This is a genomic window from Desemzia incerta, assembly GCF_900115825.1.
GTDB classification, from domain to species: domain Bacteria; phylum Bacillota; class Bacilli; order Lactobacillales; family Carnobacteriaceae; genus Desemzia; species Desemzia incerta.
Window position 1 is genome coordinate 33497 of the sequence record NZ_FOXW01000008.1, and the last position, 16664, is coordinate 50160.

The 16664-nt window shown below is 37.0% G+C and carries 15 protein-coding genes; 5 read left to right on the forward strand and 10 right to left on the reverse strand.

Annotation, left to right across the window (positions count from 1 at the left end; genetic code table 11):
- Positions 1–132 precede the first annotated feature (132 nt).
- Positions 133–1416: a Y-family DNA polymerase gene (locus tag BM137_RS09885; protein WP_092481010.1), complete on the forward strand. Its 1284-nt coding sequence runs from the start codon at positions 133–135 to the stop codon at positions 1414–1416.
- 63 nt (positions 1417–1479) lie between these two features.
- Here the strand turns inward: BM137_RS09885 and BM137_RS09890 are convergent, their stop codons facing one another.
- The 8 genes from BM137_RS09890 to BM137_RS09925 all read right to left on the reverse strand — a co-directional run bounded on the left by BM137_RS09890 (position 1480) and on the right by BM137_RS09925 (position 7955).
- Positions 1480–1878: a rhodanese-like domain-containing protein gene (locus BM137_RS09890; protein WP_092481011.1), complete on the reverse strand. Its 399-nt coding sequence runs from the start codon at positions 1876–1878 to the stop codon at positions 1480–1482.
- A gap of 105 nt (positions 1879–1983) precedes the next feature.
- Positions 1984–3084 carry a YqgU-like beta propeller domain-containing protein gene (locus BM137_RS09895; RefSeq protein WP_092481012.1) on the reverse strand — a complete coding sequence of 367 codons (1101 nt, stop codon included), beginning with the start codon at positions 3082–3084 and terminating at the stop codon, positions 1984–1986.
- 231 nt (positions 3085–3315) lie between these two features.
- Positions 3316–4284 carry an ROK family glucokinase gene (locus BM137_RS09900; protein WP_092481013.1) on the reverse strand — a complete coding sequence of 323 codons (969 nt, stop codon included), beginning with the start codon at positions 4282–4284 and terminating at the stop codon, positions 3316–3318.
- A gap of 14 nt (positions 4285–4298) precedes the next feature.
- Entirely contained in the window at positions 4299–4523 is a 225-nt protein-coding gene (locus tag BM137_RS09905) for a YqgQ family protein (RefSeq protein WP_092481014.1), read from the reverse strand.
- 1 nt (position 4524) lies between these two features.
- On the reverse strand, positions 4525–5226 hold the full coding sequence (locus tag BM137_RS09910; RefSeq protein WP_092481015.1) for a rhomboid family intramembrane serine protease: 702 nt from the start codon (positions 5224–5226) through the stop codon (positions 4525–4527).
- 96 nt (positions 5227–5322) lie between these two features.
- Positions 5323–5904 (reverse strand): 5-formyltetrahydrofolate cyclo-ligase, encoded by a 582-nt coding sequence (locus BM137_RS09915; protein WP_244887688.1) that lies wholly within the window; start codon positions 5902–5904, stop codon positions 5323–5325.
- A gap of 133 nt (positions 5905–6037) precedes the next feature.
- A complete protein-coding gene (rpmG, locus tag BM137_RS09920; protein ID WP_092481016.1) occupies positions 6038–6187 on the reverse strand; it encodes a 50S ribosomal protein L33 in 150 nt (49 codons plus the stop codon).
- Between the two features lie 127 nt (positions 6188–6314).
- Positions 6315–7955 (reverse strand): glycoside hydrolase family 13 protein, encoded by a 1641-nt coding sequence (locus BM137_RS09925; RefSeq protein WP_092481017.1) that lies wholly within the window; start codon positions 7953–7955, stop codon positions 6315–6317.
- Positions 7956–8155: 200 nt separating this feature from the next.
- On the opposite strand from BM137_RS09925, the gene BM137_RS09930 reads away from it, so the two are divergent.
- On the forward strand, positions 8156–8506 hold the full coding sequence (locus BM137_RS09930; protein WP_092481018.1) for a hypothetical protein: 351 nt from the start codon (positions 8156–8158) through the stop codon (positions 8504–8506).
- Positions 8507–8524: 18 nt separating this feature from the next.
- Positions 8525–9055 (forward strand): hypothetical protein, encoded by a 531-nt coding sequence (locus tag BM137_RS09935; protein WP_092481019.1) that lies wholly within the window; start codon positions 8525–8527, stop codon positions 9053–9055.
- Positions 9056–9119: 64 nt separating this feature from the next.
- Here BM137_RS09935 and BM137_RS09940 read toward each other — a convergent pair whose 3' ends face one another.
- Positions 9120–11225 (reverse strand): peptidoglycan D,D-transpeptidase FtsI family protein, encoded by a 2106-nt coding sequence (locus tag BM137_RS09940; protein WP_177192551.1) that lies wholly within the window; start codon positions 11223–11225, stop codon positions 9120–9122.
- A gap of 195 nt (positions 11226–11420) precedes the next feature.
- On the opposite strand from BM137_RS09940, the gene BM137_RS09945 reads away from it, so the two are divergent.
- Positions 11421–14183, forward strand: coding sequence for a YfhO family protein (locus BM137_RS09945; RefSeq protein WP_092481020.1), 2763 nt, complete (start codon positions 11421–11423; stop codon positions 14181–14183).
- Between the two features lie 58 nt (positions 14184–14241).
- On the opposite strand, the gene BM137_RS09950 is transcribed toward BM137_RS09945, so the two are convergent.
- A complete protein-coding gene (locus tag BM137_RS09950) occupies positions 14242–14850 on the reverse strand; it encodes a superoxide dismutase (protein WP_092481021.1) in 609 nt (202 codons plus the stop codon).
- A 256-nt stretch (positions 14851–15106) separates the two neighbouring features.
- Here BM137_RS09950 and BM137_RS09955 point away from each other — a divergent pair, with 256 nt between their 5' ends.
- Positions 15107–15871, forward strand: coding sequence for a DUF1189 domain-containing protein (locus BM137_RS09955; RefSeq protein ID WP_280521801.1), 765 nt, complete (start codon positions 15107–15109; stop codon positions 15869–15871).
- The last annotated feature ends 793 nt before the right edge of the window (positions 15872–16664 follow it).

A 16664-nucleotide genomic window follows, 5' to 3' on the forward strand; every position in this document is an offset into this window, starting at 1 on the left:
AATTCCCAACTGTTCTTTCTAAGCGAATTTCTTCTCTTTACAAAACGAACACATGTTCGTATAATGAAATAAACGTTCTTTGGAAATTTGAGTTTACCCTTTCTCTCTAAAATACATAAAGAGGTGTGTTTAATGATTACCATCGATTATTCAAAAGAGCCGCGGCGAGACATCTTATGTATTGACGTCAAATCCTTTTTTGCTTCCGTAGAGGCCGTTAAACGAGGAATGCACCCCTTAACAGCTTATATTGTCGTCATGAGTAAACCTGAAGAGAACGGCGGATTAGTTTTAGCTGCTTCACCTCGTGTAAAACAAGAATACCGCATTAAGACAGGATCTCGTCGGTTTGAGATTCCTAAACATTCTCCTATCCAAATCGTGGAACCTAGAATGGGTTTGTATTTAAAAGTGAATGGATTGATCAATGAAGTCTACAAAGAATTTGTGACGGAATCAGACTTACATATTTACAGTATAGATGAATCCTTTTTAGACGTTAGTTTCTCTCATGCTTTGCATGGAACTACCATGGAGATCGCTGAAAAAATCCAACGTGCGATTTGGGATCGTTTTCGACTTGTGGTAGCTATAGGTATCGGAGACAACCCCCTTTTAGCTAAATTGGCTTTAGACACTAAAGCTAAAGACTTTTCACCGTACATAACAGAATGGCGGTACGAGGATGTCCCTCATACCGTATGGAAGATCAATCCTATTACAGATATGTGGGGTATCGGAAATCGCACAGCTAAAAATTTGTACCGGTTAGGGATCGAATCGGTTTACGGATTATCTCAATATAACGTAAAGTCTCTTAAACGAATCCACGGAGTTATTGGCGAACAGCTTTTTTACCATGCTCATGGTGTGGACCACAGTGTTTTATCTGAAAAATATATCCCTCTTTCTAATTCATACGGAAAAAGCCAGATTCTGGATCGAGATTATACTTCAGCTTATGAAATTGAAGTTGTCATTCGCGAAATGGCTGACCAAGTGGCTGCTCGGCTTAGAAAATACCACTCTGAAACCGGGATGGTGCATTTGACAGTAGGATTCTCTCGAGACATTTTAGAAAAAGGCTTCAGTCACCGAACTACCATCTACCCTACAGCAGTAAGTAAAAAAATCATCGATACCTGCTTGTATTTATTTCGAACGCATTATCGAAATCAGCCCGTTCGTACTCTTGCTATTCAATGCGGGAAAATCCAATTCAAATCTCATTTACAGTTAAGCTTATTTGAGAACCCGGAGAAGACTCTTCAGCAAGAACAGTTGGAACTGACCATCGATCGGATACGAAACAAATACGGCTATACTTCTCTGATTCATGCCAGCAGCTTGACTCCCGGGGGAACAGCTATCAGAAGAAGCCATTTGATTTCAGGACATCAAGGCTGGTATGAATAAAAAGGAGTCAGGACAAGATGCCCTAACTCCATAACACTATCAAGATTCATTTTTAAGTCTATTTTATCTAGCTTTGCGTTTGATTTTTCCAGTCCATTTTTTGTATCCGCCTTTTAAGGTGTAAATGTCTGTGTAACCAGCTTTGCGCAATTTCAAAGCAGCACGCTTGCTGACTACTTGATTTTCATCGTAAAGGTAGATCGGTTGATCGCGACGGAAATCATTGATTCGTTGCTTGAACGTTGAGTAAGGAATATTCCGTGCTCCAAGAATATGTCCTGCATCAAATTCATCTTTCTCCCGAACATCGACCAATTGGACTTTTCTCAATCGTTTGCTGAAATCTTCTTGATCCAGCTCTACAGAGGCTTTTTTGCGTCTCCAGTATTGAACCAATTCGTAAATTGCCCAAACGATGACAAATCCCCATAAAATATAATTAATCACTGTACTTGTATCCAAAATCTAATGAACCCCTTTCTTTACACATCCTTGTTCACTTATGATTTTACACAAGAATGAATGAATTTACTAGAGGTTTTTTGATTCCAAAAGAGAACCTTTCCATTAAAGAGACAGCATTTCATACAATTGTTGATTTTCGATATCAATCAGCATTTCATAGCTCCATCCAAATAAACAATATTTGCCATTTTCAGAAATCAATATTGGTGCATTTTCCGGTACTTCAACGATTTCATTCAATTTCCCATTCTCAAAATCGATTTCTGAAAACATAAACTTCCCTGCTTCTTCTTCCAATGAAACAGCCTCTTGTGCAAAAATACCGTAGATAGCTGAATCCCTCACAGCTTGTGTCAAATAAGGGAATATAATCCTCTCATTCATCGTTACTTTAGGAACAACCATGAACCCGGCATCTACCAAAAACGGATACTGGTAGGTCAACATAATTTCCTGCTCATTGAAGTCTGAGGGGGTAAATTTGATAAAAGAATCCTCATGCAAATAAAAATCAGAGGCATAGGAATCCAACAATAAAATTTCATCGCTTCGGATGTCTCCCATATACAGTTCTCCGTTTTCTAAAGAGAAATCTTCTCCGTTATCAATAAACAGATACAGATTTTCCGAGTACCATTGAGGCTCTAAAGAAGCTGACTCGACTTCTGTATATTCATTAGTGGTCATATTCCAATTATAGACCGCTGTATTGTTTTCACCCTCATAGTAAGAGATAAAAGCTAAAGAAGGATTTTGGGCATTGACGTTGATATCAACAAATCCGCTGGATTGAATTTCCAATTCTTGTAAAACGTCTCCTTTGAAGTTCACGACGATCAAGGAGGAGTTGGCGTCTTTTACCAATTGGATGATGACTTTTTCTTCCTCCATCACGATTCTGGAGGCTAGGATAAAAGAATCTACTTCGTAAAACAAATCAAAATCGCCGGTCAGAATGTTAAAAGAATACAATGAGTCTCCTTCTACACCGCCTGCTTGAACGATTACTTCTTCAGTTGATTTCCATCCAATTATTTTTCGAAATTCCTCTTTGTCTAGAGGAATTTGTTCAAAAATAAAGTTGCTCCCTGTTTCGCCATCTTCGCTTGGTGCCGCCGCATCCTCTTGAGAGTGGCACGCACTTAAAAAGAAGACAATGATCAAAAGCAACCCGGCTAGTCTGCTTATAGTTGGTTGTTTCATATTATCACCCTGTAGTTATGACTCAATTCTATTTCAATACGTTTACTTTTTTTGCACGTTTATAACAATCTTATGGTCATTATAGCATATACCTTTTTTTACCTCTTCTAAAAAGCCTTTTGCTCTTAAGGGATCTCATAAAAATAACCCCCAAAAAGTTAGCTTATACTCTAACTTTTTGGGGGTCTTTGCCTGTCTATATTGTTTTACGGGTTTTAAGGATAGTGAGTTTTATCCTTCTAAAGAAGATTTCACTAATGAACTAGCTCCAATTACTCCAGCGTCATTTCCTAATAAAGCTAAACGAATCTTAGTAGATTTACGGATAGTCGGGAAAGTGTATTGTTCAAAATAAGGCTGAATAGATTTTGTTAAAATATCTCCAGCACGTGAAACGCCTCCGCCCAATACGATGGTAGAAGGATTTAAGATGTTGGCTAAATGAGAGCTTGCCAATCCCAAATAGTAAGCTACTTTATCGACAACGATAAGTGCTAAAGGATCTTCTTCCTTGGCTAAATCGAATACATCTTTCGCTGTGATCAATTGTCCGTCATCAATACTGTATTTCAACTTTGAATCTCCTGCATAACTGTCCGATAGGTCGCGGGCTAAATGAACCACTCCTGTAGCACTTGCTACCGTTTCTAAACAACCTGTTTTTCCGCAAGTACATTGGAATCCATTTGGTTCGACCGTAATGTGTCCCACTTCTCCAGCTGCTCCTGTAGCTCCATGAACCAATTTTTTGTCTACGATGATCCCGCCGCCTACACCAGTTCCTAAAGTTAAGAAAACGACATCAGGTTCACTTTCTCCTGCACCTCTCCAAGCTTCCCCTAGAGCAGCAACGTTAGCATCGTTGTCGATGAAGAATGGAATTCCTGTGCCTTCCTCGATTTGTTGGCGTACCATTTGCAAGGTTTTCCAATTCAAGTTATATGCTCCAATAACCGTTCCATTTTCAGCATCGACTGTTCCAGGAGATCCCATACCGATACCTAGGAAATCTCCAGTTGACATATCGTACATTTCGATGTGTTTTTTGATGGAAGCAATGATTGAAGGAACAATTTTAGTTCCCTCTTCAGAGATATCTGTTTCAATACTCCATTTTTGCTGAATATCTCCTTCAGAAGATAAAATAGCAAATTTTACAGTCGTTCCGCCTAAATCAATTCCAATAATTTTCTTTGACATATGTATTCCTCCAACTAGTCTTTTTTATTTGATCTCTCTTTTTCCCATTGATGTTCTTTCTTCAGTACTGCCATGGCCGATAAATAAGTTTGTTGATCAATCAGTTGATGTTGATAGATTTTCTTTATCTCATCCATCATCAACTCAATGTCCCACAGCCTTTCGCCCACATAAACAAAAATACCAAACCTCTTCAATAACTGTTGCACGTCATACACGCTTCTAAAAGATTGCCTCATGTTAAAACGCTCCTAAAGTACGAAAGTAGCCGATACTCAACAATAAGATCAGCAAAACCGCAAATCCTGCTCCATAAAGCACTCTTTTTTTCTTCCATCGAGGCAATGGATCAGGGATACTGATAGCTGTAGACATCAAATATCCACCTGCCAGACCGCCTATATGTCCTGCTAAATCGACAGAAGTATTAAAGAACCCGAATACCAAATTAATTAAAATCAAGGTTCCAAAATTTCGTGCCATATGCTGAATCGCCGGATTACCGGTATATGTTTTTCCTAAAAACAATGTTGCTCCGAACAAACCGAATAAACTGGTGCTGGCGCCTGCTGATACTGAAAATGCATTGAACGCAAAACTAGCTGCATTTCCCAATATTCCGCTCAAAAGATAAATCGCCGCAAATCGCCAATGTCCCAGCGTATCTTCTAATTGGATGCCTAAATAATACAGAATAACGGAATTCATGATCAAATGGACCCACCCAATATGAAGAAAAATTGGCGTGACCAATCTCCACCATTCTCCTGCAACAAGCAGCGGATTAAACTTAGCCCCGTAGCCGATAAGAGTAAAGGTATTCGTACTTCCTCCATCAATAGTCATTAACAGAAAAAGGATCAATTGAAGTCCTAAAAAAGTGTACGTTACTACTGGCATTCTAAAAAAACGCTTTAATTTCATTTGATTTTGATAATTCATAGAACGGACTCCATTCTTAGTCATTCATTTTATTTGTCTTTTCAAGAAGTTATTATACCATAAAGTAGTCGTTGCAAAACTAAAAAATGTATTTTCCTATTCGTTATTTTGCTCTCTTAATTCTTGACTGATAATTATCCTATCCTTTGTTATCAAAGCATCTAAGGGGATATCAAAGTTTTCAGGAGTCCATTCATCTATTTGTTGTATTTTTAAGACTAGAGATATTTTCAAACCATTATAGTCCGCTAAGAAACGATCATAATACCCTCCGCCAAAACCAATACGGTAGCCATCTTGAGAATAAGCTAGTCCCGGAACGATGATCAAATCAATGTTTTCTTTTTCAACAGCTGGTAGATGAGCAGATGGTTCAAGAATCCCAAAAGAAGACCTCTCTAAAACAGTCTCTGGAGTGTAAAGAACAAAATCCATCACTCTGCCTTTTTTCGCTCTAGGTAATAGTACTTTTTTATGATTCTTCCATGCTTCTTCCATTATAGGCTGAGTATTGATTTCAAAATCTTGAGACATCGTCATGGCGATAGAATCGGCTTTTTTCCAATACTCCGATTCAAATAGCCGTGTATACAACTGGTGCTCTTCTGCTTCTTTTTCTATTGTATTCAATTCTTTCATCAATGCAATTTTTGTTTTGCGTATCTCTTTTTTCGTCAATTTCCATCCCTCTATCCTCTTTTACATCTAGTATAACAAAAAAAGAGCTGAAGTTTCCCAGCTCTTTTTTTAATCTCTTATAATTGCTCTCAAACGCGTTTTAAAAGAAATAATACTATCAAATCAGATAGAATTATTTAGTTTCGCGGTGTAGAGTTACAGTACGTTCTCTTGGGCAGTATTTTTTAAATTCAACACGGTCCGGATTGTTACGTTTGTTTTTCTTTGAGATGTAATTACGTTCTTTACATTCAGTACATTCCAATGTGATGTTTACACGCATGATTTTCCCTCCAAGCATTAAACAATATTTGAAGATAGTTATTTATCTAATCTTCCGACTTGATAATGATACCATCTTTTTATATTAGATTCCAGTATTTTTTTCTTCTTTGTAAAGTTTTTTTACTTTACATAACCAAATCGTCAACTTTCACCACAAAAGCCTCATAAGGGCTTAAGATAAGTTCTTTCAAATTATACGATTCTACTTTTCTATTACTGATGATCGGTTTTAAATCCGTCGGTTCTTGACTTAAACTGATTTGATTCTCAGTTTCGCTGAAATTTGCAACGATCAACCACTTTTCTTCTCCATAGCTTCTAGTGTATGCAAAGAGCGTAGGATGATCTGGAAGAAGCAGTTCATATTTTCCGTAAACAATCAAAGAGTGTTCTTTTCGTAGTTGTATCAGCTTTTGATAACAATAAAAAATCGATTCTTTATCTTTCAGCGCCTGCTCCACATTAATAGCAGAATAGTTTGGATTGACAGCTAACCACGGTTTACCACTTGTGAAGCCGCCTTCTGCTGTATGGTCCCATTGCATAGGCGTTCTGGCATTATCTCTTCCCTTGGCATTGATCGATTCAAAAATCTCTTTTTCAGAATAGCCTTCTTCGATGCGTTCTCGATACATATTCAGTGTTTCTACGTCATCGGCTTGTGAAATGTCTGTTATCACACTATTCGTCATTCCGATTTCTTCCCCTTGATAAATATAAGGCGTTCCTTTCATCATGTGCAGTAAAATTGCAAACATCTTCGCACTTTCTACTCTAAACTCTTGATCATTTCCCCATCTGGAAACGATTCTTGGCTGGTCATGATTGTTCCAAAACAAACTATTCCAACCTTCTTCTTGAAGTTCATATTGCCATCTTGATAGAACTTCTTTCAATTCAATAAGAGATAAAGGCTTCAGATCCCATTTAGATTTGTTTGGCTGCTGGTCTAAATTGACATGCTCAAATTGAAAAACCATAGACAGCTCTTGACGATCTTCACCTGAGAACAATTTGGCGTCCTCTATAGTAGCGGAATTGGTCTCTCCCACTGTCATTACATCGTAATTCCCAAAGGTTTTTCGATTCATTTCCTGCAGGTAATCGTGGACAAGAGGACCGTTAGCTGTGATTCCTTCATCTGGTACTTTGCCGATCAATTCAATCACATCCATTCGGAATCCGCCGATACCTTTTTCCAGCCAAAAATTCATCATATCATATATTTCATAACGCATTTCTTTGTTATCCCAGTTTAAGTCTGGTTGACGTTTACTAAATAAATGCAGGAAATATTGTTCAGTCTCATCATCGTACTCCCAAGCTGACCCTCCAAAAACCGACCCTAGATCATTCGGCGCTTTTCCATCTACTGGATCTCTCCATACGTAATAATCTCGGTACTCGTTATCCGTTGCCTTTTTAGCTTCAACAAACCACTTGTGTTCATCAGAAGTGTGATTGACTACCAAATCCATCACTAATGAGATATTTCTCTTTTTAGCTTCAGCAATCAATTCATCCATATCCTCCATAGTTCCAAATTCTGCCATAATATTATAATAATCACTGATATCATAGCCATTGTCATCATTTGGCGATTGATACACTGGACTAAGCCATATGACGTTGATACCTAGCTTTTGTAAATAATCTAAGCGTTGGATGATGCCTTTGATATCACCAATTCCGTCTCCATTACTATCTTGAAAACTTCTAGGATAAACTTGATAAACTACTGCATTTTGCCACCATTTTTTATTCATAATAATCTCCTCACAAATCTTTGATAAGGCTTTCAATACTAGTTTAGCATACCTATCCTTCCTTCTGTTAGTACTATTTTTCTTTTGTACGCTACCGTTAAAGACTGGAGTTAAATATTAAGTTTTATTTACATCATAGGTTTTATGTCGAGATTGTGGTAAACTTTTTTGTGGAACTAAACTATAAAGAGGTGAAATAAATGGATTTATGGATTATCGTTATTGCTTTACTGATTATTGCGATTGGATTAATGGTTTGGTCATTCTACAAACAAGACAATGGTGAAAAAGTACAAGAAGAATTCGAAGAGCTCTCTTTACAGTGGTTGCAAGAAATCAATCATTTGAAAAAAAGAGTACTCATGCTTGAATCAGAATTAAATATCCAATCAGAAGAATTGCCTTTATCGGACAAAGTTCATGACGTTTTGAGAAAACACGTTGTGACTTTATACACTCAAGGTATTGCTGTAGAGGAAATTTCTAGTCAAACCCGCTTGTCGGAAAAAACAATTAAATCAGTCATTGATGACTATGTCTTAGAAGCCTAATAAAAGGAGGTACATAACTTGAGTAAACCAGCATTACGTTACTTAGCTTTAGGGTTCTTGGTCTCTGCGATCATTTTGGCCGGTTATCGTTCGTTTTTATACCAACCGCAAGTTGTAGATTCAAGTGAATCTGATACTGCCCCTTTGACACAAGATGAATTGACTTATAAAGAAAAGTACGAAACATTACTGGCAGAAACAGAGTTGGCTCAATTAGAAAGCGGCTATGTTGATGAAAGTGAGAATACAGAAAACACAGAATCTGCTGCATCAGATGAAGCTGCTCAAGAAAGCGGCGAGAGTGATACTGAGGAGAGCCAAGAAGACAGCGAAGACGTTGTAACTGCAACCGTGGTCATTAATCAAGGAGACCCTAGTAGTACTGCGGCTCGTCAGTTACAAGAACAAGGTATTATTGAAGATTCTGCAGAATTTGATCAGTTTTTAGAATCAAACAACTTATCTAATCTAGTACGTCCGGGTAGCTTCACAGTCAATAGCGACATGTCTTTCCAAGAAATTGCTGACATTCTGTTAAGCGAAAGCTGATTTGTTTCAATTTATCCAAAAAAGCGTCCAGCTCATATAAAGAGCTGGACGCTTTGTTTTACTGTTATTCACTGTCAGCAGAAGAACTTTCTGATTCGATTTCAACATCTTCTGGTGCAGTGTTTTTAAATTCGCCTACTTTGAAATAAGCATCTAGTGCTTTTCTTGCTACGATAGTATTTTCATAGTTTGTATTGTTCAATGGTAAATAAGGAACAACCACCGTTATCGCAATTTCTGGATCGTCATAAGGCGCATAAGCAACAAATGTTTTATTGATAACATCTTCTCCATTATACCTTGTTTCTGCGGTTCCGGTTTTTCCAGCAGCTTCATACTCTGCGCCTACAAACCGAGAACGAGCTGATCCATTAGCTCCATGAATTACTTGATAGAACCCTTGTTGTACTCTTTCCAATGCTTTTTCTTCAACATTGATGGTATTTAAGACTTTAGGTTCTAATTGAGTACTGATTGCACCTAAATTGCCATCTTCTCCTGTAGACCAAATTTCATCTACCAATCTAAGAGCGATACGATTCCCTCCGTTAGCGATGGTTGAAACGTATTGCAATAATTGAATAGGTGTATACGTATCGTATTGCCCGAAACCATAAAACATCGGTGACCCACCGTTAGGATTAGGTCCTACATATCCTGTAGCTTCACCTGGTAAATCAATCCCCGTTTCCACACCTAAGCCGAATTGATGGAAATAACCTCTTAACTTATCAAGAGTTTGATCTATATTAATAGACACTGAGCCATTTTGAGTGACATTGTCTTGTCCACCCATTCGTAAAACTAACTTAGCCATGTAAACGTTGGAAGACACTTCTAAAGCTTTGATATCATTTACTGCTACACTTCCGCTTCGGTTAAATACTGAACTGATTGACGGTGTACTTTTCAATTTAAGAGGGGCATCGACAATGACATTATCCTCATATGTCAGTGCTCCATCCATATAACCAGCTAAAATCGTAGCACCTTTAACGGCAGATCCCATTTCAAAAGATTGATTGATATTATGAAGAGCAGCATCCTGAATCTTACCCGTTTTAGGATTATACTCTTTTCCTGCAAGAGCCAACACTTCACCAGTTTGAGGATCAGCAGCTGTTATATAAATGCTATTGTTTTGCCCTTGACGATTTCCTAAGGCTTCTATAGCAATTTTTTCCAAAATTTCTTGGTAGTCCATGTCTATAGATAAGACCAAGTTATCGCCTTTTTCACCAGCATATTGTTCAATTGTTTCAATAATGTCTCCGCTATTGTTGGTTTGCGTTTCAGATTTTGATTTTGAACCGCTTAGAACGGGTTCGTATTCTTTTTCTAATTGACTGTTTCCAACACGGTCATTTCTTGCGTATCCTTTAGCCAAATAAGTAGACAATTGACTTTCTGGAACACCTTTTTCTTCTGTAGTAACTTCTCCTAGAATACTCTTCAGCATACCTTCTTGCGGGTAGTTTCTGATCCAATCTGTCCCAGTATCAACACCAGGCAGCATATGAAGATTTTCGCTGACTAAAGCTATTTCCTTATCCGTTACGCCGTCGTTTTTAATGTTGATCGTTGTTAACGCATAAGCTCCATTCATTTTCTTGAATATAGCTGCAGCCTCTTTTTCAACATTAGACAGCCCTGCGATATCTTCATCAGTCACTTTAGAAATTTGCGTTTGATAAAATTTAGGTCCGCTTTGTTCTTTTTCTTTATCTGTTAATCGTTCATTTAATTTTTCTTCATTCAATACCAACCAAAAATCTTGCAGATCTCGGGGTGTAATATCAAATTCTTTTTCGTCTCCTACTCTCACTTTATGAGGCATATCGATAAAAGACGCCAGATCAACAGCTATTTTAGCCATATCTTCTGAAGCGACACCTTGACCACGAGTGTAAGTAATCGTTTGAACAGCTGTATTCCCTACTAATTTGCGATGATTAACATCATAGATTTCTCCACGAGGTACGTTCCCCGTCGCTAAAGTTGTTTCAGTACGAGCTACTTCTGCTTCAAATTCTTCACCACTAACGATTTGCAAATAACCAAGTCTCAATATAAGCATCGCGAAACAAGCAAATACACCAGCAAATAAGATATTCAGCCTTAAAGGAATGTGCGACTTACTCTTTGATTGTTTCTTTTGATTCGATTTCAAATAAACACCTTCCTATCACATAGAACTCCGTATATTGTAACAGATTATTCCAGCTATAACCATAAACTGAAGAAAGTTTTAAACTTTTAACACAATTTCCAGCACGTTCTTTTAAAAAGTTTTAGCATAATGGATTATTTCTCTTACTAGAGTATGCTATTCTATGAGTAAGCAATTTTTATGAGGTGATCACTAATGAAAAACCGACTCGGCTTGCTTATTCAAAAGCAATGGCCATTATTTCTAGCATTTTTAGTTCCTTTTATGATCATGTCTATTCTTCATGCTATTAAAGGCGTGTATCCATTTGGAAATGAAACAGTATTAACCATTGATCTAGGACAACAATATGTTGATTTTTTTGCTTATTATCGTAGGACACTGCTTGAAGATCCAAGCGGGTTGTTTTATTCTTTTTCCAAAGCTATTGGTGGAGACATGTTAGGCTTGTGGGCGTACTATCTAGCCAGCCCGTTGAACTTGATTTTCCTTTTATTTCCTCATCATCAAGTTTCTTTAGCCGTTACTGTCTTGACAATGATCAAATATGGTTTAGCAGGCTGGAGCTTTGCTTATTTGCTTAAGAAACAGTTTGACGGAGACAATTTCACTATCGTCGCCTTTTCTACCAGTTATGCCTTGATGGGCTATACTATCGTCAACCAGTTCAACATTATGTGGCTTGACGGAATGATTTTCCTGCCTCTCATTATTCTTGGGCTGGAACGCTTGATAAAAGAACAAAAAGGGGTGTTTTACTCTATATGCTTGGCTCTTGCATTATTTGCTAACTATTACATAGGATATATGATTTGTTTCTTCTTAGTTTGCTACTTTGTTTTCCGATTGATCAGCTATGACGATTCTGCTATCACAGAAAAAAAAGACAAAGTAATTGCTAGAATCAAAACCAGTCTTCTGTTTATCTGGGATTCTTTATTAGCTGGAGGATTATCTGCTGTTTTGCTGTTACCTACCTTACATTCTCTAATGGTTGGTAAAGCCAGCTACACCAAATTAGATCTAAAATGGGAAACAGATTATCCTGTTACTGAAATAGTGTCCAAATTTTTCGTAGGTGCCTTTAATTTTGATCAAATGCCATCAGGCTACCCTAATTTATTTATTGGCAGCCTAGCTTTATTGTGTTTCTGTTTTTATTTTTTCAACCGTTTAATCCCCTTGAAAGAACGGCTTGCAGCACTTTTCATAACCAGCTTTTTTGTTTTTTCAATGAATATCAGTGCGATGAATAAAATATGGCATGCTATGCAGTATCCTAACTGGTATCCTTACCGATTTTCATTCGTCGTTTCATTTTTCTTATTGTTATTAGGCTATCGAAGCTTTACTAAATTAAAAGGTGTCAGCCCTCTGGCAACTTTTTTGACCATGATTGTTGCAACAGGTACTGGAATTTATGTGTACTCTAAAGAGTTCGATTTCCTTACTCCTATTCAAATCATTATTACGTTGCTGTTTATATATTTGGTCCTTTTATTATTAATCCTAAAGCCGCAACAATACAAATGGATGGGATTGGTGCTGTTCCTAGTAACGAGTATCGAAATGACAGTAAACGCAGGTATTTCTTTGTCTCGCCTAAGCTACGTCGATCAAGACTCTTTTACGGTGTATCAGCAAGGTCAACAGCAAATGTCTGATTGGTTCAAGCAGTATGACGATGATTTCTATCGACTGGAAAAAACGTTTGTAAGAACTAAAAACGACAGCTTTCAAGCTGATTTCAATGGTATCACTCATTTCAGTTCAACATTTGAGAGTACGGTACCAGAATTGTTTGGCCGACTAGGGAATCCAGTTGGAGGAGGTTTTTTGACGTACTCGAATGGTACCCTCTTAACAGACGCACTATTTGGCATCAAATACTACGCAAGTGAACAAAATGACTTGTACTGGTCTGATCAAGAAGACATTCCTGCTTTAATTGAAAAAACTTCTTTACCTTTAAAACTAGATCATTTTAGATACGATACTATTGAATCAGACTTTCCGCTTCTTTCTAAAACTTCAACCAATACAGACAAATATCAATTTACGTTGAAGCAGACGAAACCCGATTTAAATGATTATCAAAAAATTGCAGCAACCAACCAGATTCTATTGTATAAGAACCCTTATGCTTTGCCGATTGCTTTCGGCAGTTCAGACAACGTTTCTTCGCTTTATCTGCAAAGAAAACGTCCTATCGAAATGCAAGAAAATCTGTTGAATGCTTTAGTCGGGAAAGGAAAAACAACGACTTACTTCTTCCCAGAAGATTTCACGAGTACCATTTACCAAAATCTATTGTTGTCAGAATCTAGTTTTGAACCTACCGTCTCTATCGATGATCACACTAAAAAGGCTTCTGTTAAATTCCAATTCATACCAGAGACCAATGATGCATATTATTTAACTATGGGATCAGTGATAGGTGAAGATGAGGTGAAATTAACCTTGAATGGTGAACCGTATGCTTTTTATGACAGCTCAGACGAAACGTTGGTCTACAATATCGCTAATAACGATTATGGAAAAACGATGACTTTTGAATTGGAGTTGGTAGAAGATTCTATTTCTTTAGAAGATATACAGTTGTACCGGCTAGACAGCTCAGCTTTTATGGAATCGATCACTACTCTTCAGTCTGGAGGAATGAACGTTGAAGAATACGGCAATACACATATGGAAGGTGTGGTCACAATTCAAGACAACCAAAACTTTTTAATGACCACGATCCCTTACAGTACAGGATGGTCTGTTTCTATAGACGGTAATCCCGCCCCAACGGAAAAAGTAGTAGATAGTTTATTAGGCGTCCCGATACAATCTGGAACTCATCGAGTAGAATTCACCTACCGCACGCCTTACCTTTTTGAAGGGTTTGTCCTCACATTGATTTCGATTGTATTGTTGGGAATGACGTTCTATGTGCAAAGAAAAAACTCTATTTAACTCAATAAAATAAAAAAGACAAGAAACTGAAAAATCAGTTTCTTGTCTTTTTGTTTTCTCATTTAGCAGCGTCGTAACGTTTGCCTGCTTCTTCCCAGTTTACAACATTCCAGAATGCTTCAAGGTATGCTGGACGTCTATTTTGGTAATTTAGGTAGTATGCATGTTCCCATACATCCACTCCAATAATCGGTGTTTTACCTTCTGTTAATGGAGAATCTTGGTTTGCAGTTGAAGTAACTTCAAGTTTGCCGTTGTTTAATACTAACCAACCCCAACCAGATCCAAATTGACCAGCTGCTGCTGCAGACAGTTCTTCTTTGAATTTGTCAAAGCTTCCAAAAGTTTCTTCGATAGCTTCTTTTAGAGCACCTGTAGGCTCTCCGCCACCATTTGGAGATAAGATTTCCCAGAAGAAAGTATGATTAGCGTGACCACCGCCGTTATTGCGAATCACTGTACGAACATCTTCAGGAACAGATTGTAAATCAGCAACCAATTCCTCGATTGTTTTTTCAGCTAACTCAGGGTGTTTTTCAAGTGCCCCGTTTGTTTTTTCTACATAAGTCGCATGATGCTTGTCATGATGTAATTTCATTGTTGCTTCATCAATATGTGGTTCCAAAGCATCGTATGCATAAGGTAATTCTGGTAATTCAAAAGCCATTGTGTCATTCCTCCATATAATAAAATATTTTGCTTACTAATAATAATTTACCATTTTTTATAACCGATTACAATTTAAAGTGACGATTATGTGAATATACAATCACATTCAGCTAAAAATTCTCTTATCGATATTTTATAGCAGGACCTATTCCAGCATATTCAAAATAGATTTTCTCTTTTTATCTAGTTGAGTTTATTTTTAGAACAGTTTACAATTAGCTAGTATGGTACGAATTATCTAAGGAGGAATCGTTATCTCATTATTTCAATTATTTAAAGCATCTTTATCTCGCCCAGAGCAACTGGTCGAAGCAAGAAATGTCAAAACCAGAAAGACGATTTTCTACATTTTATTTCTATCTTTTGTCATTACGTTGCCGGTTTGGATCGAAACGACTCGCACGTTAAATGAATTTCTTCAAGATGGTCAGGAAATCGCAGAGAATATTCCAGCTTTTAAAATAGAAAACGACGAACTCGTTCCTGAAGAACAAGATGGAAGTTTTATTTATCAAACAGATTCGATTATTTTTGCATTTGATCCAAATGGAAAAATCAGCCCTTCTGATATGGACAGACGTGTTTTTAATGATACGATAGGATTTTCTTTGTTAGAAAAAAACCTTTATCTGTCTATCCCTTTTTATCCAATGGAAATACCTTATAGTCAGTTGAACGGTCTTAACGATGTCACGATGAAAGAAATCATCTTAAACATGCAAGACACTAATCCTTTGATTCTATTGTTAACTTTTGTCTTATTGTGGATCAGTTCAGTCATTTTAATTGTCATTTACAATTTTTTGTATACCGTGTTTGGAAATCTGGTGGCTGCTATTACGAGAAAGCCCATCCGCTTTAAAGAGACTTGGAAAGTAGTTTTATTCGCTTCTACTCTGCCGACAGTTCTTTTTGCATTGTTGAATGCATTTAATATCCAACCCTTATTTCAAATTGAGATCCAATCAATCATTACCGTTTTCTTCTATTATAAAGCGATAAAGAAACTTTCAAGATAGGTTTATCTATCCTAAAAAGCGCAGAACCCATCAAACGGGTATCTGCGCTTTTTTTGCCTACCATTATGAGTTTCATCAATAGAATCAACGTTTAGACTTCTTTTTTTTTAGTTTTTTCAGTCATAATCCTTGAAAAACACTTATATATTTGTTACAATTAAAAAGTAAGCAAGTGAGTGCTTGCTTCTTGACAAACCTCGTTAAATATTCTGCACGCCTTTGAAAGACTATTTTAAATTACATGATCTTTTCCGCAACTTCGCTTCTACTCTAAGACTTATACTTCATTCACCCCTTAGATAACGAAGTTCAATAGATGATTTATTTTATATAGGAACTAACAAAGTAAAGCTGAATTGGCTGCTATTACCTTAAAACGGATGTTTTCCATCCATTACCCTTGAATGTTTACTACTTTTTAACAATCCTTTCTTAATTTTACACTAGTTAATGTCTTAGAACTAGTTGAACACTTCTGATAGACACCCAACATATGTCTTAATGAGATAAAAACACTTTATGTGTTGCAGATAATCTAGTGCTGGTCAATTCCACACAGATTCAATCATTTCGTTTTACCCATTCTATGGCTATATAATTATTATATTCATAAAACCGATCGAAGTTTTCTGCTTAACAAAAAAAACAGGTTCTTCAGTCACAGGATTGCAAAAAGAATTGTCCACATTTTGGTAGTTGCCTTCTCTTTGCTGCTTGCTCTAGTTATTCTTATAGCGGACAAATCAGTAGCCTAATTTCTTAGTCTTTTAACGTTGTACAAACACTATACAAA

Bases quoted from the DNA above. Each gene is read 5' to 3' on its own strand.
- BM137_RS09910 (WP_092481015.1), bottom strand. From the start codon at position 5,226: ATGAATTATCAAAATCAAATGAAATTAAAGCGTTTTTTTAGAATGCCA.
- BM137_RS09945 (WP_092481020.1), top strand. From the start codon at position 11,421: ATGAAAAACCGACTCGGCTTGCTTATTCAAAAGCAATGGCCATTATTT.
- BM137_RS09885 (WP_092481010.1), top strand. From the start codon at position 133: ATGATTACCATCGATTATTCAAAAGAGCCGCGGCGAGACATCTTATGT.
- BM137_RS09905 (WP_092481014.1), bottom strand. From the start codon at position 4,523: ATGAGGCAATCTTTTAGAAGCGTGTATGACGTGCAACAGTTATTGAAG.
- BM137_RS09950 (WP_092481021.1), bottom strand. From the start codon at position 14,850: ATGGCTTTTGAATTACCAGAATTACCTTATGCATACGATGCTTTGGAA.
- BM137_RS09900 (WP_092481013.1), bottom strand. From the start codon at position 4,284: ATGTCAAAGAAAATTATTGGAATTGATTTAGGCGGAACGACTGTAAAA.
- rpmG (WP_092481016.1), bottom strand. From the start codon at position 6,187: ATGCGTGTAAACATCACATTGGAATGTACTGAATGTAAAGAACGTAAT.
- BM137_RS09925 (WP_092481017.1), bottom strand. From the start codon at position 7,955: ATGAATAAAAAATGGTGGCAAAATGCAGTAGTTTATCAAGTTTATCCT.
- BM137_RS09930 (WP_092481018.1), top strand. From the start codon at position 8,156: ATGGATTTATGGATTATCGTTATTGCTTTACTGATTATTGCGATTGGA.
- BM137_RS09895 (WP_092481012.1), bottom strand. From the start codon at position 3,084: ATGAAACAACCAACTATAAGCAGACTAGCCGGGTTGCTTTTGATCATT.